We start from the raw sequence: 17,882 nt of genomic DNA, 5'->3' as shown, positions 1-17,882 counted from the left end.
AGAGGTAATTGTAGAAAAGTGTAAAGAATATGATAACTTACGTTTATTCGGTAAATAATTTGAAAATTTGCAGTTTTCTTATATAATAAAGTTGTTCGTTTCGAATATCGAAATATAAACAAAGGGGAGAAGCCTTACAATGAATAAGCTGCAAAGTAAAACACTGGCAAGGAAAGATGTTTCAGTTGAAGAAACATGGGATTTAACCGAATTGTTTCCTTGTGAGAAAGCATGGAAGAAGGAGCTTGATGCAATCGCACTCGATCTAGAAAAGCTTGTAGAATATAAGGGGAGCCTTGGAAGCAGTGCTATAAACCTCCTGCAATGTCTTCTTGAAAGAGACTCGCTGGAGGAGCGGGTTGCCCGGGTGATGACGTATGCAAGCTTAAACCAGTCTGCGGATGGGACAGACCCTGCTAATCAAGCAAATGATGCTATTGCAGCCTCTGTGTATGCCACAGTTCGTAGCAGCGTGTCCTTTATTGATTCAGAGGTACTTGCACTGTCAGAGGAGAAAGTAGGCTTATTTTTAGAGCAAGAAAGCGGTCTAAAGGATTACACGAAGATGCTCAGTGATTTATTCGAGGATAAGGCACATATGCTTTCCCCAGAGACAGAGCAAGTCTTAGCCGCATACAGTGAGATTCATGAGTCTCCTTATATGATTTACCAGCGCAGCAAAACGTCAGATATGAGCTTTTCCTCTTTTACAACAGAAGATGGAACTCTTCACCCTTTAACATTTAATTTATATGCTAAGTATGAAGAGTCTCCAGATACAGATATCAGGCGCAAGGCTTATGATGCTTTTATCGAAACATTAGATAGGTACAAAAATACATATGCAGGAACCCTTGCGACAGAAGTGAAGAAGCAAGTGGTTGAAGCAAAATTACGAAAGTATGAGTCTGTTACGGAAATGCTGCTATTTGAGCAGCAGGTTACAAAGGAAATGTATCATAATCAGCTTGATACAATTTTAACAGAGCTTGCTCCTCATATGCGCCGCTATGCCAGGTTGAAAAAGAGCGTTCTTGGACTTGATCAACTTTGTTACAGTGATTTAAAAGCACCATTAGATGCTGATTATAATCCGGAAATTTCTTATGATGAAGCGGCAGAGCTTGTGCTTGAAGCACTAAAGATAATGGGCCCGGAATATGCGGAAATAATGAGACAGGGATTGGAAAATCGCTGGGTCGACAGGGCAGACAATCTTGGTAAGCGATCTGGAGCCTTTTGCTCAAGTCCATATGGTGCACATCCATATATTTTGATGACTTGGAATAATTCAATGCGTAATGCCTTTACACTTGCCCATGAGCTCGGGCATGCAGGTCATTTTGTTCTGGCAGGTAGGAATCAGTCGATTTCGAATACACGTCCATCAAGATATTTTATTGAAGCACCTTCAACAATGAATGAAATGCTTTTAAGTAAGCATATATTAGAGAAATCCGATAATGACAGGATGCGCCGCTGGGTTATTCTGCAATCATTGGGAACGTATTATCATAACTTTGTTACACATATTTTAGAGGGCGAACTGCAACGCCGAGTTTATGCACTTGCAGAAAAAGGCACGCCGATAACTGCAAAGCTGTTATGTGAACAAAATCTTGATCTTCTTGCGGCATTCTGGGGGGACAGTGTGGAACTGGATGAAGGAGCCGGCCTTACTTGGATGCGACAGCCACATTATTACATGGGGCTTTATCCATATACGTATTCGGCAGGACTGACAGCCTCGACTGCTGCTTCCTTAATGATTCAGGAAGAAGGGCAGCCTGCTGTTGACCGCTGGCTATCAGCACTAAAGGCAGGCGGGACATTAAAGCCCATTGATTTAATGAGGCTTGGAAATGTTGATATGTCCACATCTGAACCAATCAGCAAAGCAGTCGCCTATGTTGGCAGTTTAATAGATGAATTAGAAAAAAGCTTTACTTAATATAAAAAAACATCCTTGTATATTTGCAAGGATGTTTTTTATGTAAAATTTGATTGACACAATACTACTAATCCTATACATTACATAAGTATGTTTTTTTATTATAGGAGGAATTTATGAGCAACAAGAACTATACACAAGTAAAAATGGTGACGGCAGATCCATCTGCACTTGGACTATTCGGTCTAGCAATGGTTACATTGGTAGCATCTTCACAAAAGCTAGGTTTAACAGAAGGGTTATCTTTTATTTTGCCGTGGGCGTTCTTTTTGGGTGGATTAGCTCAATTGATCGCAGCTTTGCTTGATGCGAAGCATAACAATATCTTTGGAACAACCGCTTTTGCAGCATTTGGCTTATTCTGGTTTGGTGTAGGCTTTTCTTGGTTAATTCAGCTAGGAGCGTTTGGCGAAGTACTCGCACAAAATGTTGATCCAAAACAACTTGGCTTTGCTTTCATCGGCTATTTGATCTTTAGTCTGTTTATGACAATTGGCGCATTAGAGACACATAAAGTGCTTTTCTTTATTTTCGTCTTTATTGATATCCTATTTATTGGACTTTCTTTAAGCTCTTTTGATGTCATGTACGAAGTAACACATACGATGGCAGGTATTGCAGAGCTTTGTATAGCCCTACTATCATTTTACGGATGCGGTGCAATCGTGCTTAACACACATTTTGGGAAAATCGTATTGCCGATTGGCAAGCCATTCGGAATATTTAAATAAAAGTTGCAGAGAGTCTATAAACATAGGCTCTTTTTTTGTGGCTTATTTAACAAATATATTTGTACAGCATGGTATAACGAAAAGAATTACTCGTTTTGTAATGGAAAATTATATAAGATACGGTTAAAATAAGTAATTGGTGATATAGACATGTCATAAATGGAGGTATATATGATTAGTGAGCTTCAAAAAAACATAAAGGACCTTTCAGAGGGGGAGGCAAAATCACTGCTGATGCAAACAGTTCTGTATTTACAAATGATGAAGGATGCCGATCTCATTTCACAACAGGAAATCATGAAGGAGCTTTGCGATGAGATTATGGATAAACTAGCATCCAACTGAATATTCCAAGACCATGAAAAACAAATATAAATCCAAAAACAAATCTCCCCACTTGATGAAGGAGGCTTTTTTGGCTTCCTTTTCCCCGTTAATCCTCTAAAAAGATAGTGAATAAAAGGAATTAATATTATTCTTTTTAACTTTTTTTTTACACATATTTCATAATGTTTGTACGTATCTATAGTTAAATTTCTTTTTTAATATAAAAAAATGAATATAAGGTAACAATTTATTCATTTTAAAGATTACAACAGAAAGAGATAGATTAACAGAAAGTGAATAAATTATATCAGTATAATTTATGGTATCAACTAAGAATAAATGCTGTCTATCTGAGAGAAACGATTGTTCTTTTTGTTTGTCGATTAATGTTTTTATTCCAATAATATCAAGATTTTACTATAATTATGATGTTTTCTATTTAAGCGGGTATGAGGTCGGAATTATACGACTGTTAAGGGAAACTATTATCTTTGTATATTATATTTAGTGACATAATCTTCTCGGTAAACGGATAAGAATGTAGGAGAATAGCGGAGAATTCGACGGGAAACCTAGTCGATTCTACAAAAAATCTATTTTTCTGAAAAATTTGTCTTTACAAGAATTATAGAAGGTATTATATTATTTATCAAAACGGTTTCTGTTTTCAGAATAATTATTTAAATTAAAAAGTTCCCTCAATTCAAAATTAATTATTAAATTTTATCCTACCCATTTTTTACTACCCAGAGTACATAGCACAAATTACAAGAATCCAAGGATTATAGCAGAGGTGAGTATATGACAAAACATGCGTTATTAGAAGTTGAAGGTTTAAAAACGTATTTTCAAGTGGATAAACACAGAGTGGCAAAAGCTGTGGATGGTGTTGATTTTTCCATAAATCCTGGTGAGACAGTAGCACTCGTTGGTGAATCAGGAAGCGGCAAAAGCATCACCTCTCTTTCTATAATGAAGCTTGTTGGTAAGCCTGGAAAAATCAAAGGAGGGCAAATTCGCTTTAACGGCAAAGATATTGTTCCTTATTCTGACAAGCAGATGGCAAAGCTTCGCGGAAGTGAGATTGCGATGGTTTTCCAAGAGCCGATGACAGCGTTAAATCCTGTATTTACAATTGGAAACCAGCTTATAGAAACAATTAGAAAGCATAAGAAAGTCTCAAAGGAGGAAGCGCGAAACAGAGCAATTGAGCTATTAAGAATAGTTGGTTTTCCAAGGGCAGAAGAGACGGTAAATGAATATCCGCATCAATTGTCAGGCGGGATGCGCCAGCGTGCGATGATTGCAATAGCTATTTCCTGTGAGCCGAAGCTGTTAATTGCAGATGAGCCGACTACAGCTCTCGATGTAACAATTCAGGCACAAATTTTGGATCTGTTGGACGAGATGAAGAAAAAATTCAACATGGCAGTATTGTTAATAACACATGACTTAGGTGTCGTAGCTGAATATGCAGACAGGGTTATGGTTATGTATGGTGGACAGATTGTGGAGCAGGCAAAAGTAAATACAATGTTCCTTGATCCGAAGCATCCTTACACTAATGGACTTCTAGAAAGCTTACCTAAATTAGAAGACGATGTCGACAGACTTGGAGTAATTAAGGGAACAGTTCCGCCTGCCTATGATTTCCCTGTTGGCTGCCGTTTTTCTGACAGATGCAAGCATGTGATGGATAAATGCCGTGTTAGCAATCCTAATCTTCTAGATAATGGACAAAACCATAAGGTGCGCTGCTACCTGTATGAATAGGAGGAATAATATTTCATGTCATTGATGGAGCAAGATTTATTAAAAAAGACCGAAGAAGATTATATTCTTCAAGCGAAAAACATTAAGAAATACTTCCCAATCAAGGGTGGCGTCTTGAAGCATACGGTCGGCCATGTCAAAGCAGTTGATGATATTTCCTTAAATGTCATCAGAGGAGAAACGCTCGGACTTGTTGGTGAATCAGGTTCAGGAAAATCTACGTTAGGACGAGTCATTCTGCGGCTGCTTGACCCGACAGATGGCAGTATTCAGTTTGAGGATCAAGACATCACTACATTAAATAACAGAAAGATGCGTCCAATCAGAAAAGATATGCAGATTGTCTTTCAGGACCCGTTCGCTTCATTAAATGGAAAAATGAGTGTCCAAGAGCTTATTGAAGAACCGCTGCTTGTACAAACAAAGTTAAATAGACGGGAGCGGGAGGAAAAAGCGATCAGCCTGCTGGAAAAGGTTGGCCTTCGGGCAGATGCACGATCAAAATATCCCCATGAATTTTCTGGTGGTCAAAGGCAACGTATCAGCATTGCAAGAGCGCTTGCGCTAAATCCTAAATTTATTGTTTGTGATGAGCCGGTTTCAGCTTTGGATGTTTCTATTCAGGCACAGGTTTTAAACTTGATGGCCGATTTGCAGGAAGAATTTAATTTGACTTACCTTTTTATTGCCCATGATTTGAGTGTTGTTAAACATATAAGTGATCGTGTAGCGGTAATGTATTTAGGAAGAATTGCAGAGCTTGCACCTAAGCAAGGGCTATATGAAACACCGCTTCATCCATATACACAGGCGCTTTTATCAGCAGTTCCGACAACAGATGTGACTAAAAAGAGAGAAAAAATCATTCTGAAGGGTGACTTGCCAAGCCCATCTAATCCACCGTCAGGATGCGCATTCCGAACTCGCTGTCCAAAAGCACATGAAAGATGTGCTATTGTGCGCCCGGACTTAACGGAAGTTTCGGAAGGACACTTCGTTGCATGCCACTTATACAGTAAAGAAGATTGATTATTGATCTTTTAAGGAGGTGGTTGTTGAACCGAGTTTGGTTTGCGATTTCTACAGATAACTATATTTTAAGGGGGAACGACGTTGAAAAAGAAAAATTGGTTACTTGTATTATGCTTGACGTTAGTGCTCGGCAGTATTTTGGCTGCGTGCAGCAACAGCAGTGATGACACGAACTCAGAGCCTGGAGAAGCAGTTGATGGCGGCACTGTAACTGGTGCAATGGATACAGCACCTGCTGGACTATTCAACCCGATTTTTTATGCTGATGCATATGAGAACAATATCTTATCTTTAACGCATGAAGGTTTATTAGGACAAGATGAAAACCTTGATTTCATTCCGAAATTAGCAAAAGAATGGGAATTTAACGAAGACCAAACAGAAGTTACATTCCACTTAGAAGAAAACGTGAAATGGCAAGATGGAGAGCCGTTCACTGCAAACGATGTCGTATTTACATACAAATCGATTGCAAGCCCTGGATATGTTGAGGCTGGCGGTATTCGTACACAATATGTTGAAAGACTATTAGGCTATGAAGACTTCTCAACAGGAAAAACAGATGAATTCGAAGGTGTTGTTGCAGTTGACGACAATACTGTAACATTCAAATATGCAAATCCGAATGTGTTAGCACTTTCTGATTCAAGCTTCCCAATTATTCCTGAGCATATCTTTAAGGATATTGCGATCGCTGACATGCCTAAAGCTGCTGCTACAACAAAAGACGTTATTGGTACTGGGCCATTCAAATTGACTAATGTTGTAGAAGGTGAGCAATACGTTCTTGAGAAAAACGAAGACTACTGGCAAGGTGCTCCTAAGTTAGACAGCATTGTTTGGAAGGTTGTAGACCAATCTGTCATCCTTGGTATGCTTGAAAGCGGCGAAGTAGATTTTGTTGCAGATCCAACTGGAATTCAAGCTGCAGACTATGAGTCAGTTGCAGCAAACGACAATGTTGAAATTGTTGAACAGCCAGATTTTGGTTATCAGGTAATGGGGATGATGGTTAACCATCGTGAACAAGGTGATACAGCGTTAGATCCATCTAAATGGACAGAAAACAAAAAGCTTTCTAACCAAAAAGTCCGTCAGGCAATTGCATATGCAGTTGATCGTGAAGCAATCATCAATGGTTTGCTTTATGGAAAAGGAGTAGTTCAGAATTCTCCAATCGCTACTCAATTCTGGGCATATGATGATACAAAACCTAACCAATATAAGTTTGATGCAGAAGAAGCAAAATCATTGCTAGATGAAGCAGGCTATAAAGATACAAATGGCGATGGCTTCCGTGAAGATCCAGATGGAAATGAGTGGGTATTGAACCTGAACTATCCATTAGGAAACCAAATTCGTGAAAAATCAGCACCAATCATTCAAGAGTATCTTGAAGCTGTGGGCATCAAAATTGACTTGCGCCAGCCGAAGCAAGCTGCTGCTTACTTTGAAGATTTAGAAAAGAATGCACAAGATTGGGATCTATACTTACTTGGCTGGAGCTTAGACAGCACAGATCCAGATCCAAGCGGACTATGGTCTTCTAAAGCTGCTTACAACTATTCCCGTTGGAATAATCCAGAAGCAGAACAGCTTCTAGTGGACGCATTTACACCACCAGATGCATTTGAACAAGATTTTAGAAAAGAGAAATACAGCGAATGGCAAGTGAAGTTCTCTGAAGATCTTCCAGCATTAATTCTATATGCTCAAAACAGCCTATGGGCATATAACAAACGTCTGCAAGGCATTGATGTATTGCCATACTCATTCTTGAACAATACACATTTATGGAGTGTTACAAAATAATAGTTATGTAAACGGGGGCTCCTGTTTCTCAGAGTCCGTATCAAAACTGGATATTTTGCTGGCAAACTATTCTGTTACCGAGGTGCGGGCAACCTTTAAGGGGAGCCCCCTTTTCTCTTGATGATTTCAGCCATATTTTGGTTCATTTCGTGTGGTGCTGCGGTCTGCACGAAATGAACCGAAAAAGGTTTAAAAACTAATCTATGACTTTATAAATACAACATTAGAAATGGAGGGGGAGCAATGTATAAGTATATTATTCGTCGTGTATTAGTGTTCATTCCAATGCTATTCGCATTGACGGTTATCGTATTCGGCTTAATGCAGGCGGCTCCTGGCGATCCCTTTACTGGAAAGCTTGATCCGAATGTAGACCCAGAAGTATACGAACAGCAAAAAGAAGCTTTAGGGCTTAATGATCCAATTTATGTGCAATATTTTCGTTGGTTAGGAAATATCGTTCAGGGGGACTTTGGTGAATCAATCGTATATAAGGGACGTGAAGTGACAGACCTGCTCGAATCCAGAGTCAGCAATACACTCACATTAGGAACCTTTTCTTTAATTATTACGATTTTATTTTCGATTCCAATCGGAATTTACTCAGCTCGAAAACCATATTCTGTGCTGGATTACTCCGTAACAACTTTTAGTTTTTTTGGACTGGCAATTCCGAGTTTCTTCTTTGGTTTAGTGGCAATTTACTTCTTTGCAATCCAGCTCGGCTGGTTCCCATCGCAAGGTACGGTATCGAGTCCTAATCTGCAAGGTGCAGAGCTCTTTTGGGATAAGCTGCATCATTTAATCTTGCCAGGATTGACTCTGGGATTAGGTGGAATGGCTACATATACACGGTATATGCGTTCAGAAGTGCTTGATGTACTGTCTGGTGACTATATTCGTACAGCAAGAGCAAAAGGGATGACCGAAAACACAGTATTGTACAAGCATACATTGAGAAATGCCTTGATTCCAATCGTAACTTTGCTAGGCTTTGAAATCGGCGCCCTGCTGGGTGGAGCGATTATAACAGAGGGGGTATATCAATATCCTGGCCTCGGGACATTGTTCATTAACTCTATTTCCAGCAAGGATTACCCTGTTATCATGGTTATTACTTTAATGATTGGTTTCTTTACATTATTGGGAAATCTGCTGGCAGATATCGGCTACAGCCTTGTTGACCCTAGAATTCGATATGAGTGAGGTGAATGAACAATGCAACTGAATCAACAAACGGTCGAAACAGAACCGAATCTACCTATTAAAGTAGAAAATCAAAAGAGTAAAACTCCTGGCCAAATTGCGCTAGGACGGTTTATGAAAAATAAATTGGCTGTACTTGGTGTAATTGTATTAACGATTATCATTTTAGCAGTGATTTTCGCACCACTTTTAACAGACCAAAATCCGACCAAATCAAATTTGATGATGGTTGAGCATGGACCAAGCGCAGACCATCCGCTTGGAAATGATGGTTCAGGAAGAGATAATCTTGCGCGGCTACTGTATGGTGGTAGAATCTCCCTTATCGTCGGTTTCTCTGCAATGGTATGTACATTGGTTATCGGTGTGCTTTTAGGATCTATTGCTGGTTATTATGGCGGACTTGTTGATGCAACTATCATGCGTATCGCTGATATCATCATGATGCTTCCATTTATCGTTATTGCATTGACGGTAGTTTCTATTATGCCAAAGGTGTCAATTGGCAGCTTCGTCGCCATTATAGCGATAACCTCGTGGCCGAACTTGACGAGGATTATTAGGGGAACCTATTTATCCTTAAGGGAACAAGAATTTGTGCATGGAGCAAAGGCAATAGGCGCAAGTGATTTCCGAATCATCTTTAAGCATTTTATTCCGAATGCAATTGGACCAATTGTCGTTAACGCTACATTGATGATGGCAACATATATTATCATTGAATCTGCAATGAGCTTCATCGGTTTTGGAATACCGCAGCCAACTCCGACATGGGGAAATATGATTTCTGAAGCACAAAGCATTCGTATTTTAAGAAACAGCCCTGAGGCGTGGGTACCGCCAGGATTATGTATCTTTGTAACAGTATTATGCATTAACTTTATCGGAGACGGTTTGCGTGATGCTCTTGATCCGAAAAGTAATAAGCGCTAAATGAAAACCTGCTGCATTTTTGGCAGGTTTTTTCTTTTGCGATAAAATGACAATATCATTTCGGATGAAGCCAGCATTTTTTACTGCTAATATATAGTAGAAGATATACATACATAGCATAATAGCAACTAGAGGGGGATTGTAGATGTACGCTTCAATGGAAATTCAAATGCTCATTCAATTAATTGAAAGAGCAGCATTGCTGCTTATTTCCTTGTTTTTTTTATCAAGGGTGCCAAAATTTAAGGAGACTCTTCAAAAGGAAAATCATTCTCCAACAGAATTGACACTCATAACAATTATATTTTGTGCCTTTGCATTGTTTGGTACCTATTCCGGTATTGAGGTGGAAGGCTCCATTGTTAATATCCGTATCATTGCGGTTATGTCCGGAGGTATTTTGTTTGGTCCTTGGGTTGGCATCATTACAGGAATCGTTTCAGGGGTTCATCGATACCTAATTGATATAGGAGGAGTCACGTCCATACCTTGTTTAATTACGAGTATATTGGCAGGTATCGTTTCAGGCATTATTTATTTTCGTGTAAAGAAACAAAACAGGTGGATTTACGGAATAGCTGCCGGAATGATTTGTGAAGTGCTGACAATGGTACTGATACTTGTTATGGCAGAACCCTTCTCTTTAGGTTTAGACATTGTTTCCCAAATTGCGTTACCGATGATATTAGGACAAGTAAGTATTGGCTTTATCGTGTTAATGATTGCAAGTGTCGAAGGTGAAAAGGAAAGAATTGCTGCAAAGCAGGCACAGCTGGCATTAGGAATCGCCAACAAAACTCTGCCTTACTTCAGGTCTATCAACAGCGAATCACTCCACAAGATTTGCAGGATAATTCAAAAGGAAATTAAAGCAGATGCTGTTGCTATCACAGATACAAGGGATGTCCTTGCATATGTTGGCTTTGGCGAAGAAAAGTACAAGAACGGCCGCGAAATTATCAGTGGTTTAACAAAGGAAACGATAAAAAGCGGCAAGATAACAATACGCAATAATATTGCAGACCATCATACACCGCAAATTCATTGTTTGCTCATTATTCCTTTAGAGGAAAGAGGAGTTGTGACAGGGACATTAAAGATTTACTACCGTAAGGCATATACTATTACACATACGCTTCAAACGATGGCGATTGGACTTGCTCAAATCATCTCGACATTAATGGAGGTTTCTAGAGTTGAACAAATTAAAGAGGCTGCCAATAAAGCTGAATTGAAGGCATTGCAAACAAAAATCAATCCTCATTTCCTTTTCAATGCATTAAATGCCATTGCTTCAACAACAAGACGGAATCCGGAAAAAGCCAGAGAATTAATAATTAGCTTATCAGGATATATGCGCTATAACCTGGAGGTCGAGGATGAATTAATTGATATCCATCTAGCATTACAGCAGGTACATGATTATATTGATATCGAAAAGGCGAGATTTGGAAGCAAGCTTCAAGTTGAATATGATATTGACGATGTTCAAATTAAGGTTCCAAGTCTTCTCATCCAGCCATTAGTTGAAAATGCAGTTGTTCATGGCATTTTAAAAAGAAAAGCTCCTGGTCTAATCACTATTTCTGTCAAGGATCTTGGTAGCAGTATAAGGGTTAGTGTTGAGGATACAGGGGAGGGCATTAAGGAAGAAATCATCGATCAGCTATATCGTGGCGAAATGTCATCAAGACATATCGGTTTGGCAAATGTCCATGAAAGAGTGAAGCTGATTTATGGAACAGGACTTGTCATCGAAAGATTAAATCCAGGCACAAAAGTATATTTTGACATTACGAAGGAGAAGCGATGAGAGCGATAATAGTAGAAGATGAAATTCCAGCAAAGGAAGAACTGGAATATTTGATCGAAACACATAGTGGAATTGAAATTGTCGAGACATTTGAGGATGGGCTGGATGTATTTAAATTTTTACAGGAGGAGGAAGTGGATGCAATCTTTCTTGATATTAATATCCCTTCCCTAGATGGTATGCTCTTGGCAGGCAATATTAGCAAATTTGCCAAGAAACCGTTTATTATTTTCACCACTGCCTATAAGGAGCATGCAGCCCAAGCATTTGAACTAGAAGCATTTGATTATATTTTAAAGCCGTATGATGAAAAGCGAATTGCAGCGATGCTGAAAAAGCTCGAAGCTGCCTTTAAGAAGGACCGTAGTGATGAAGGAGAAAAAGAGCCTGCAATAGAGCAAGGAACGAGCAGGAGAATCAACCTTCGTAAAAATGAAAATATCATTGTAACAGACGTTAATGATATTTATTACGCGTCTGCAAGTGAAAAGGTGACAATCGTTTATACGAAAACGGACGAATACATGATGCCGATGAGTATATCCGAGTTTCATGCAAAGCTACCAGAGGATACTTTCTTCAAATGTCATCGTTCATATACGGTAAATCTAACAAAAATCCATGAGATTGTTCCTTGGTTCAACCATACTTATATTTTAAGATTAAGGGATATTAAAGGAGAGGTTCCTGTAAGCAGAAGTAAAGTAAAGGAATTCCGACAAATTATGCAACTATAAATGCTATTCATTCCGAATTATGTGCAATTCATTCTGAAAACGATTTTATGATCTGATTCGGAGGTATAATCCTCCTATAAAGAAAACGCTTAAACTTTCAAGTTAAGAGTTTGATATAGGAAGAAACCGAAACAAGGAAAGAGGAGATTTCAGATGAAAAACCGCACAGAAAACCGGCTATTAATAGTAATCGGTACAATCATTGTTCAAATGGGTCTTGGCACAATTTATACATGGAGCTTGTTCAATCAGCCGCTTGTTGATGCATTTGGCTGGAATTTAAGCTCTGTAGCAATAACCTTCTCCATCACTAGCTTCGCATTGGCATTTGCTACATTGTTTGCAGGTAAGCTTCAAGATAAATGGGGGATTCGCCGCTTAGTCGCAGCTTCAGGTGTATTGCTTGGCGCAGGATTGATGCTGAGCTCTCAAGCATCATCACTTGGAATGCTTTATGTTCTTGCCGGAGTGGTAGTCGGCTTTGCAGACGGTACAGCTTACATTACGACATTATCAAACTTAATTAAATGGTTTCCAGAGAAAAAAGGTCTTATTTCAGGTATTTCAGTAGGAGCATATGGTACAGGCAGTCTTTTATTCAAATATATTAACGGATATTTCATTAGTTCATTTGGGGTAACTTCTACCTTCTTATTCTGGGGAATCATCGTGCTGATTATGGTAGTCGGCGGTTCATTCCTTTTGAAAGAAGCGAAGGTCGCATCAAGTGCAACTACAGCAAATGGAGCCCAAAAGGATTATACAGTAAAGGAAATGCTGAAAACAAAGCAAGCATATCTATTATTCGTTATCTTCTTTACAGCATGTATGAGCGGTCTTTACTTAATTGGTATCGTTAAGGATATCGGTGTTAGCCTTGCAGGACTTAATGCTGCAACAGCAGCAAATGCAGTCGCTTTAGTCGCAATATTTAATACAACAGGCCGCATCGTTCTTGGAGCATTGTCTGATAAGGTTGGCAGATTAAAAGTTGTTTCAGGCGCATTGTTCGCAACTGCCATTGCTGTTGCAACATTAAGCTTCATTCCATTGAACTTCCCAATCTTCTTCGCCTGTGTTGCAACGATAGCCTTCTGTTTTGGCGGGAACATCACTGTTTTCCCTACAATCGTCGCAGACTTTTTCGGATTGAAGAACCAAAGTAAAAACTATGGTGTCATTTACCAAGGCTTTGGTATAGGAGCACTTGCAGGTTCATTTATCGCAGCAGTATTAGGAGGATTTATTCCAACATTTATTATTTTAACAATTCTTTGCATCATCTCCTTGGTAATTGCCGTAACAATTAAACCACCATTCCAAGGGAAAAAAGAGCAAAAGTCAAACCAAAAGCTGCCTAATATGCAGCCACACACAAGAACTGGCTTGTAAAAAAGCATAAACCCGCTAAAGAATCTTCTTTAGCGGGTTTTTTGTGCATGTTTATTTGTAATTTCGTATATGCATATAATAGAAGTAACTGATTATTTCTGTTAAATTCAGTCTTAAGTCTTAGTTGAGATTCCTTTTTAAGTCTATGGAAAAAATATTGCTTATCCGTTATTGTAAAAGCATAAGAGTAATATAAATTGAAACCTTTTTCACGAATAGTTCGTATAAAAATAATAAAGGACGAAAAGTCAGGAGTCGATCAGATTGAACTCATTTTTGCTATTTCTCATCCGAACGGGTGTCTCCCTGCCAACTGGAGTTATTACTTGGTTTATATGTATGTTTGCCTTTAATCAGGACTTTTTCATGTCGGTTGTGTATGCAGTGGCTACTGGAACAGCAGCATATTTCATCACAGATGGAGTGGCTTCCCACAGGTTTTTGAAGAAGCATGCCTTGACGAGGAAGGAATATAAATTCATTCAGAAGCAGCTAAAAGAAGCAAACGGCAAAATAATGCGGTTGAACAAAGCTATGTTCCAAATCCGCCATTTTCCATCAATAAAGAAAAGAATTGATTTTATAAGAGTTACGAAAAAAATCTATCGTTTGACGAAGCAAGAGCCGAAAAGATTCTATAAAGCGGAAAAGTTTTATTATGCTCATTTGGATTCAGCGGTCGAAATAGCGGAAAAATATGCTTTGCTGTCTGCACAGCCAAAGAAAAACTATGATTTGCAGGAAACGCTGTCTGAAACGAGAAATACATTAGAGAAGCTTTCCCTCACACTGGAGGAGGATCTTCATGAAATTCTTTCAGATGATATTGATGACCTGCATTTTGAAATGGATGTCGTGCGTCACACTATCGACCAGAAAAAACTAGACAATAAGCCAATTGATGAAAGCAGGAGGTTAAAATGACCGAAAGGGATGACGTTCAATTAAACGAAAATCTACAAAATAGGTCTGAAGAAAAGGCGAATTCTCATCGCCTTTTTCCTGTTTTGTCAGAAGATGAGATTACTAAGGCAAAAGCACTATCTGACGGGCTTGAATGGTCGAGTCATCATGCGCTCATTCGGTTCGGGCATGATGCTCAAAAACGGCTGTTATCTTTTTCACATACGATGATTGACCATGTTCAAAAAAAGGATGTTGGAGAAGTGAGCAGCATCATGAAGGATTTGATGGCACGGCTTGATGATATAAATCCAGATGAATTATCCGTAAAAAAACAAGGCTTCTTTGCTCGTATCTTTAAAAGGTCACAAAGCTCAGTCCAGGAAATTCTCTCGAAATATCAAAAAACAAGTGCACAAATTGACAGGCTAAGTGTAAGACTAACAAGAAGCAAAAACCTGTTAATATCTGACATTCATTTACTTGAGCAGTTATATGAAAGCAATAAGCAATATTTTCATGACCTAAATATTCTGATATACGCAGCAGAAACGAAACTTGCACAGGTTAAAGAGCATAAACTCCCTGAAATGAGGAAGCTTGCAATAGATATGCAGGATGAAATGAAAATGCAGGAAGCGGAAGATATGGAGGACTTTGCAGACAGGCTGGAAAAAAGGATATATGACCTGAAAATCAGCAGACAAATAACGATCCAAACAGCGCCTCAAATCAGGCTTATCCAGAATACAAACCAAACTGTCGTTGAGAAGATTCAGTCCTCTGTTATGACTGCTATACCTCTTTGGAGAAATCAACTGTCGATTGCATTAACATTATTGAGACAGAAGCATGCAATGGAAACGGACAGAAGCATTCGCAATGCTACAGGAAATATACTCGACAAAAATACAGAAATGCTAAAGCAACATGCAGAGGGAAGCGAGACACAGCAGCAATTGCTTGAAATTGCTGAGCTGAAGGATACGCATAAAAAACTGCTGTCTGCAATTGAAGAGACAATTGCTGTTCAAGTTGATGGAAATCATACAAGACAGAAGGCAGAAACTGAACTATTCACAGTTGAACAGGAATTGAAAACCGTGCTACAGCCGGAAAAATAACCTAAAGTCAGGGGGCATAAAAAAGGTGGAAGCAGTGCTTGAAATCGTCCGATATACTAGTAATGACCGCCATTTATTCGAAAATTATCAGTTAAAGACAGGACAGGAGGACTTAACAGCAATGCCTCTTGACGCAATTGAACAATGCAGGAGAGACCATAACAGATACCCATTCATTATATTAGCCGAAATGCAGCCTGCTGGTTTTTTTGTTTTGCAAAAAGGGAATGGAGTTTTGGAGTATCATAAAAATAGCAAGGCTATATTGCTGCGTGCATATTCGATTGCATCAAGCTTTCAAGGCAGGGGTGTAGCCGGAAAAATGCTTGAGCAGCTTCCGCTTGTTGTAAAGGGGAATTTTCCTTATCCTTGCTGTGAATAAAGAAAATGTAGCAGCACAGCATGTGTGCAAAAAGGCGGGCTTTATAGATAAAGGATTGCGTGCTGTCGGTAAAATTGGAGAACAGCTTATATTGCACAAGATGATATGAAAAAATCACCCTAATTTAATTAAGGTGATTTTGTTATATTATTCTTTCGAATACGTTCTGTTTGATTCTTCTATTAGAGAAGCGAAGTTAACTCGCTTATTGATGAAATAGATGATTGGAACGCCGATTGCTAGCACAACAAATTCGCCTGCCGCTGTTGTCAGCCATGTGAACAGGAATGGCAAACCAAATGCTAAATTCAGCTCAAACGCTATAATGAACATTGTAAAAGTAAACACGATTGTATTAATAATCATGCATTTAATAATGTCTTTTACATAACGACCAATGATGATTGTAATGAGCAAGCTGATAATTGACTGACCTACACCGAATATAAGGTCATAAGCAACCATTGGTGAAAAGAATAAATTAGCCAAAAATACCCCTGCAACAATACCGTAAATGTATTTCTTGTTAAAAACTACAAGATGGTTGAACATTTCGGATAAACGAAATTGAACATTCGTAAAGCCGAATGGGGCAATGGCAACAGTGACCACAATATATAATGCTGCGATAACACCATTAACTGCAAGTGTTTTAGTTTTCATATTTTTTGTCTCTCCCTTAGTTTTTTTACGTGGGATGGTTACGAACCACGTCATGCAAAATAGTATGAAACCAAACAATAATGCTACAGTAAAAAGGCTGTGTGAGTCAATATATTTTTATCCTTTAAATAATGGTGCAGCAGTGAAAAATTGGGATGATGCATATAATGTTTTTCCAGCTACATATAATGATAAATACTTGCTAAACATTAATACGGGAAACAATTATTCATATATTGCAGCTTTGAGAGGAATGATAAGCATGAAAGCATTAGTTCTGCAATCTGATTTTGGGTTAAGTGACGGAGCTGTTTCGGCAATGTATGGGGTTGCCAATTCTGTACAGCCTGATTTGCGTATTTTTGATCTGACACATGATATACCTCCCTTTAATATATGGGAAGGTTCATACCGCCTTTTGCAAACCGTTGCTTATTGGCCGGCAGGGTCTGTATTTGTTTCAGTAGTGGATCCAGGTGTCGGTTCTGACAGAAAAAGCATTGTTGCCAAAACAACTGCGGGGCACTACATAATCACCCCAGACAATGGCACGATTACACATATGCTAGAAAAAATACAAGAGGTTCGTATTTTGGATGAAGGGAAGAACCGTCTTCCGAATAGCGGAGAATCTTACACTTTTCATGGCAGAGATATTTATGCATATACTGGTGCGAGACTTGCTTCAGAACAGATTAGCTTTAATGACATAGGTCCATTAACAGATAAGCATGCACTTGTGACATTGCCGGTGACAAAGGCGAGTTCAGATAACAGAAAGCTCAATGGGATTATCGAAATTCATGATAACCGGTTCGGTAATATCTGGACAAATATTCATTCTTCACTAGTGAAACAAAGCGGAATAGGTTACGGCGATATATTGAAAATTGTAATCTATGAAGGGGAAGAGGAAATTTTTAGAGAGCGGGTTTTATTTGGTCACTCGTTTGCTGATGCAGCCATTGGTGAGCCAATTGCTTATTTAAATTCTCTCCATTATTTCAGTATTGCCATCAATCAGCAGTCCATGGCAAAGAAATATAATCTTGGAACAGGACATAGCTGGCGTGTGATAATAGAAAGCTGATATTAATGTTTAT

16 protein-coding genes and 1 riboswitch are annotated in these 17,882 nt (G+C 38.8%); of the genes, 15 read left to right on the top strand and 1 reads right to left on the bottom strand.

The genetic code is table 11. The features are described from left to right. Positions 1-139: 139 nt before the first annotated feature. From pepF to NQZ71_RS18585, 14 genes are all read left to right on the top strand, one after another. Positions 140-1,951 (top strand): oligoendopeptidase F, encoded by a 1,812-nt coding sequence (gene pepF, locus NQZ71_RS18650; protein ID WP_317011123.1) that lies wholly within the window; start codon positions 140-142, stop codon positions 1,949-1,951. A gap of 116 nt (positions 1,952-2,067) precedes the next feature. Further along, positions 2,068-2,682 carry an acetate uptake transporter gene (locus tag NQZ71_RS18645; RefSeq protein ID WP_317011122.1) on the top strand — a complete coding sequence of 205 codons (615 nt, stop codon included), beginning with the start codon at positions 2,068-2,070 and terminating at the stop codon, positions 2,680-2,682. 171 nt (positions 2,683-2,853) lie between these two features. Then, the gene (locus NQZ71_RS18640; RefSeq protein ID WP_186304097.1) at positions 2,854-3,027 is read left to right on the top strand and encodes a hypothetical protein; all 174 of its coding nucleotides are present in this window, start codon (positions 2,854-2,856) and stop codon (positions 3,025-3,027) included. A 783-nt stretch (positions 3,028-3,810) separates the two neighbouring features. Beyond that, complete coding sequence (locus tag NQZ71_RS18635) at positions 3,811-4,782, top strand: ABC transporter ATP-binding protein (RefSeq protein WP_144456035.1); 972 nt, start codon at positions 3,811-3,813, stop codon at positions 4,780-4,782. 24 nt (positions 4,783-4,806) lie between these two features. Next, positions 4,807-5,811: an ABC transporter ATP-binding protein gene (locus tag NQZ71_RS18630; RefSeq protein ID WP_394374133.1), complete on the top strand. Its 1,005-nt coding sequence runs from the start codon at positions 4,807-4,809 to the stop codon at positions 5,809-5,811. Between the two features lie 84 nt (positions 5,812-5,895). Beyond that, a complete protein-coding gene (locus NQZ71_RS18625) occupies positions 5,896-7,626 on the top strand; it encodes a peptide-binding protein (RefSeq protein ID WP_260054074.1) in 1,731 nt (576 codons plus the stop codon). Between the two features lie 243 nt (positions 7,627-7,869). Further along, on the top strand, positions 7,870-8,832 hold the full coding sequence (locus NQZ71_RS18620) for an ABC transporter permease (protein ID WP_127741707.1): 963 nt from the start codon (positions 7,870-7,872) through the stop codon (positions 8,830-8,832). 12 nt (positions 8,833-8,844) lie between these two features. Beyond that, the gene (gene opp4C / locus NQZ71_RS18615; protein ID WP_144456029.1) at positions 8,845-9,765 is read left to right on the top strand and encodes an oligopeptide ABC transporter permease; all 921 of its coding nucleotides are present in this window, start codon (positions 8,845-8,847) and stop codon (positions 9,763-9,765) included. Positions 9,766-9,910: 145 nt separating this feature from the next. After that, positions 9,911-11,578 (top strand): sensor histidine kinase, encoded by a 1,668-nt coding sequence (locus tag NQZ71_RS18610; protein ID WP_260054075.1) that lies wholly within the window; start codon positions 9,911-9,913, stop codon positions 11,576-11,578. Continuing rightward, positions 11,575-12,315, top strand: coding sequence for a LytR/AlgR family response regulator transcription factor (locus tag NQZ71_RS18605; RefSeq protein ID WP_144456025.1), 741 nt, complete (start codon positions 11,575-11,577; stop codon positions 12,313-12,315). Before NQZ71_RS18610 ends, NQZ71_RS18605 begins: the two co-directional genes overlap by 4 nt. A gap of 153 nt (positions 12,316-12,468) precedes the next feature. Further along, entirely contained in the window at positions 12,469-13,707 is a 1,239-nt protein-coding gene (locus NQZ71_RS18600) for an L-lactate MFS transporter (RefSeq protein ID WP_144456023.1), read from the top strand. Positions 13,708-13,971: 264 nt separating this feature from the next. Continuing rightward, positions 13,972-14,631 carry a 5-bromo-4-chloroindolyl phosphate hydrolysis family protein gene (locus NQZ71_RS18595; protein ID WP_260054076.1) on the top strand — a complete coding sequence of 220 codons (660 nt, stop codon included), beginning with the start codon at positions 13,972-13,974 and terminating at the stop codon, positions 14,629-14,631. Continuing rightward, a complete protein-coding gene (locus tag NQZ71_RS18590) occupies positions 14,628-15,734 on the top strand; it encodes a toxic anion resistance protein (protein ID WP_317011120.1) in 1,107 nt (368 codons plus the stop codon). Before NQZ71_RS18595 ends, NQZ71_RS18590 begins: the two co-directional genes overlap by 4 nt. Positions 15,735-15,759: 25 nt before the next feature. Further along, on the top strand, positions 15,760-16,116 hold the full coding sequence (locus NQZ71_RS18585; RefSeq protein ID WP_317011119.1) for a hypothetical protein: 357 nt from the start codon (positions 15,760-15,762) through the stop codon (positions 16,114-16,116). A gap of 147 nt (positions 16,117-16,263) precedes the next feature. Here the strand turns inward: NQZ71_RS18585 and NQZ71_RS18580 are convergent, their stop codons facing one another. Next, entirely contained in the window at positions 16,264-16,779 is a 516-nt protein-coding gene (locus NQZ71_RS18580; protein ID WP_317011118.1) for a QueT transporter family protein, read from the bottom strand. Positions 16,780-16,789: 10 nt separating this feature from the next. Beyond that, positions 16,790-16,834: riboswitch (PreQ1 riboswitch) on the bottom strand. 201 nt (positions 16,835-17,035) lie between these two features. Between NQZ71_RS18580 and NQZ71_RS18575 the strand changes: the two genes are divergently transcribed. Continuing rightward, positions 17,036-17,869, top strand: a complete 834-nt coding sequence (locus NQZ71_RS18575; RefSeq protein WP_317011765.1) for an SAM hydrolase/SAM-dependent halogenase family protein — start codon at positions 17,036-17,038, stop codon at positions 17,867-17,869. Positions 17,870-17,882 lie beyond the last annotated feature (13 nt).

It is taken from the genome of Niallia taxi (genome assembly GCF_032818155.1).
Classification (GTDB): domain Bacteria; phylum Bacillota; class Bacilli; order Bacillales; family Cytobacillaceae; genus Niallia; species Niallia taxi_A.
Note: the sequence above shows the minus strand (reverse complement) of the source record. Positions and strands in the feature narration are given on the sequence as shown.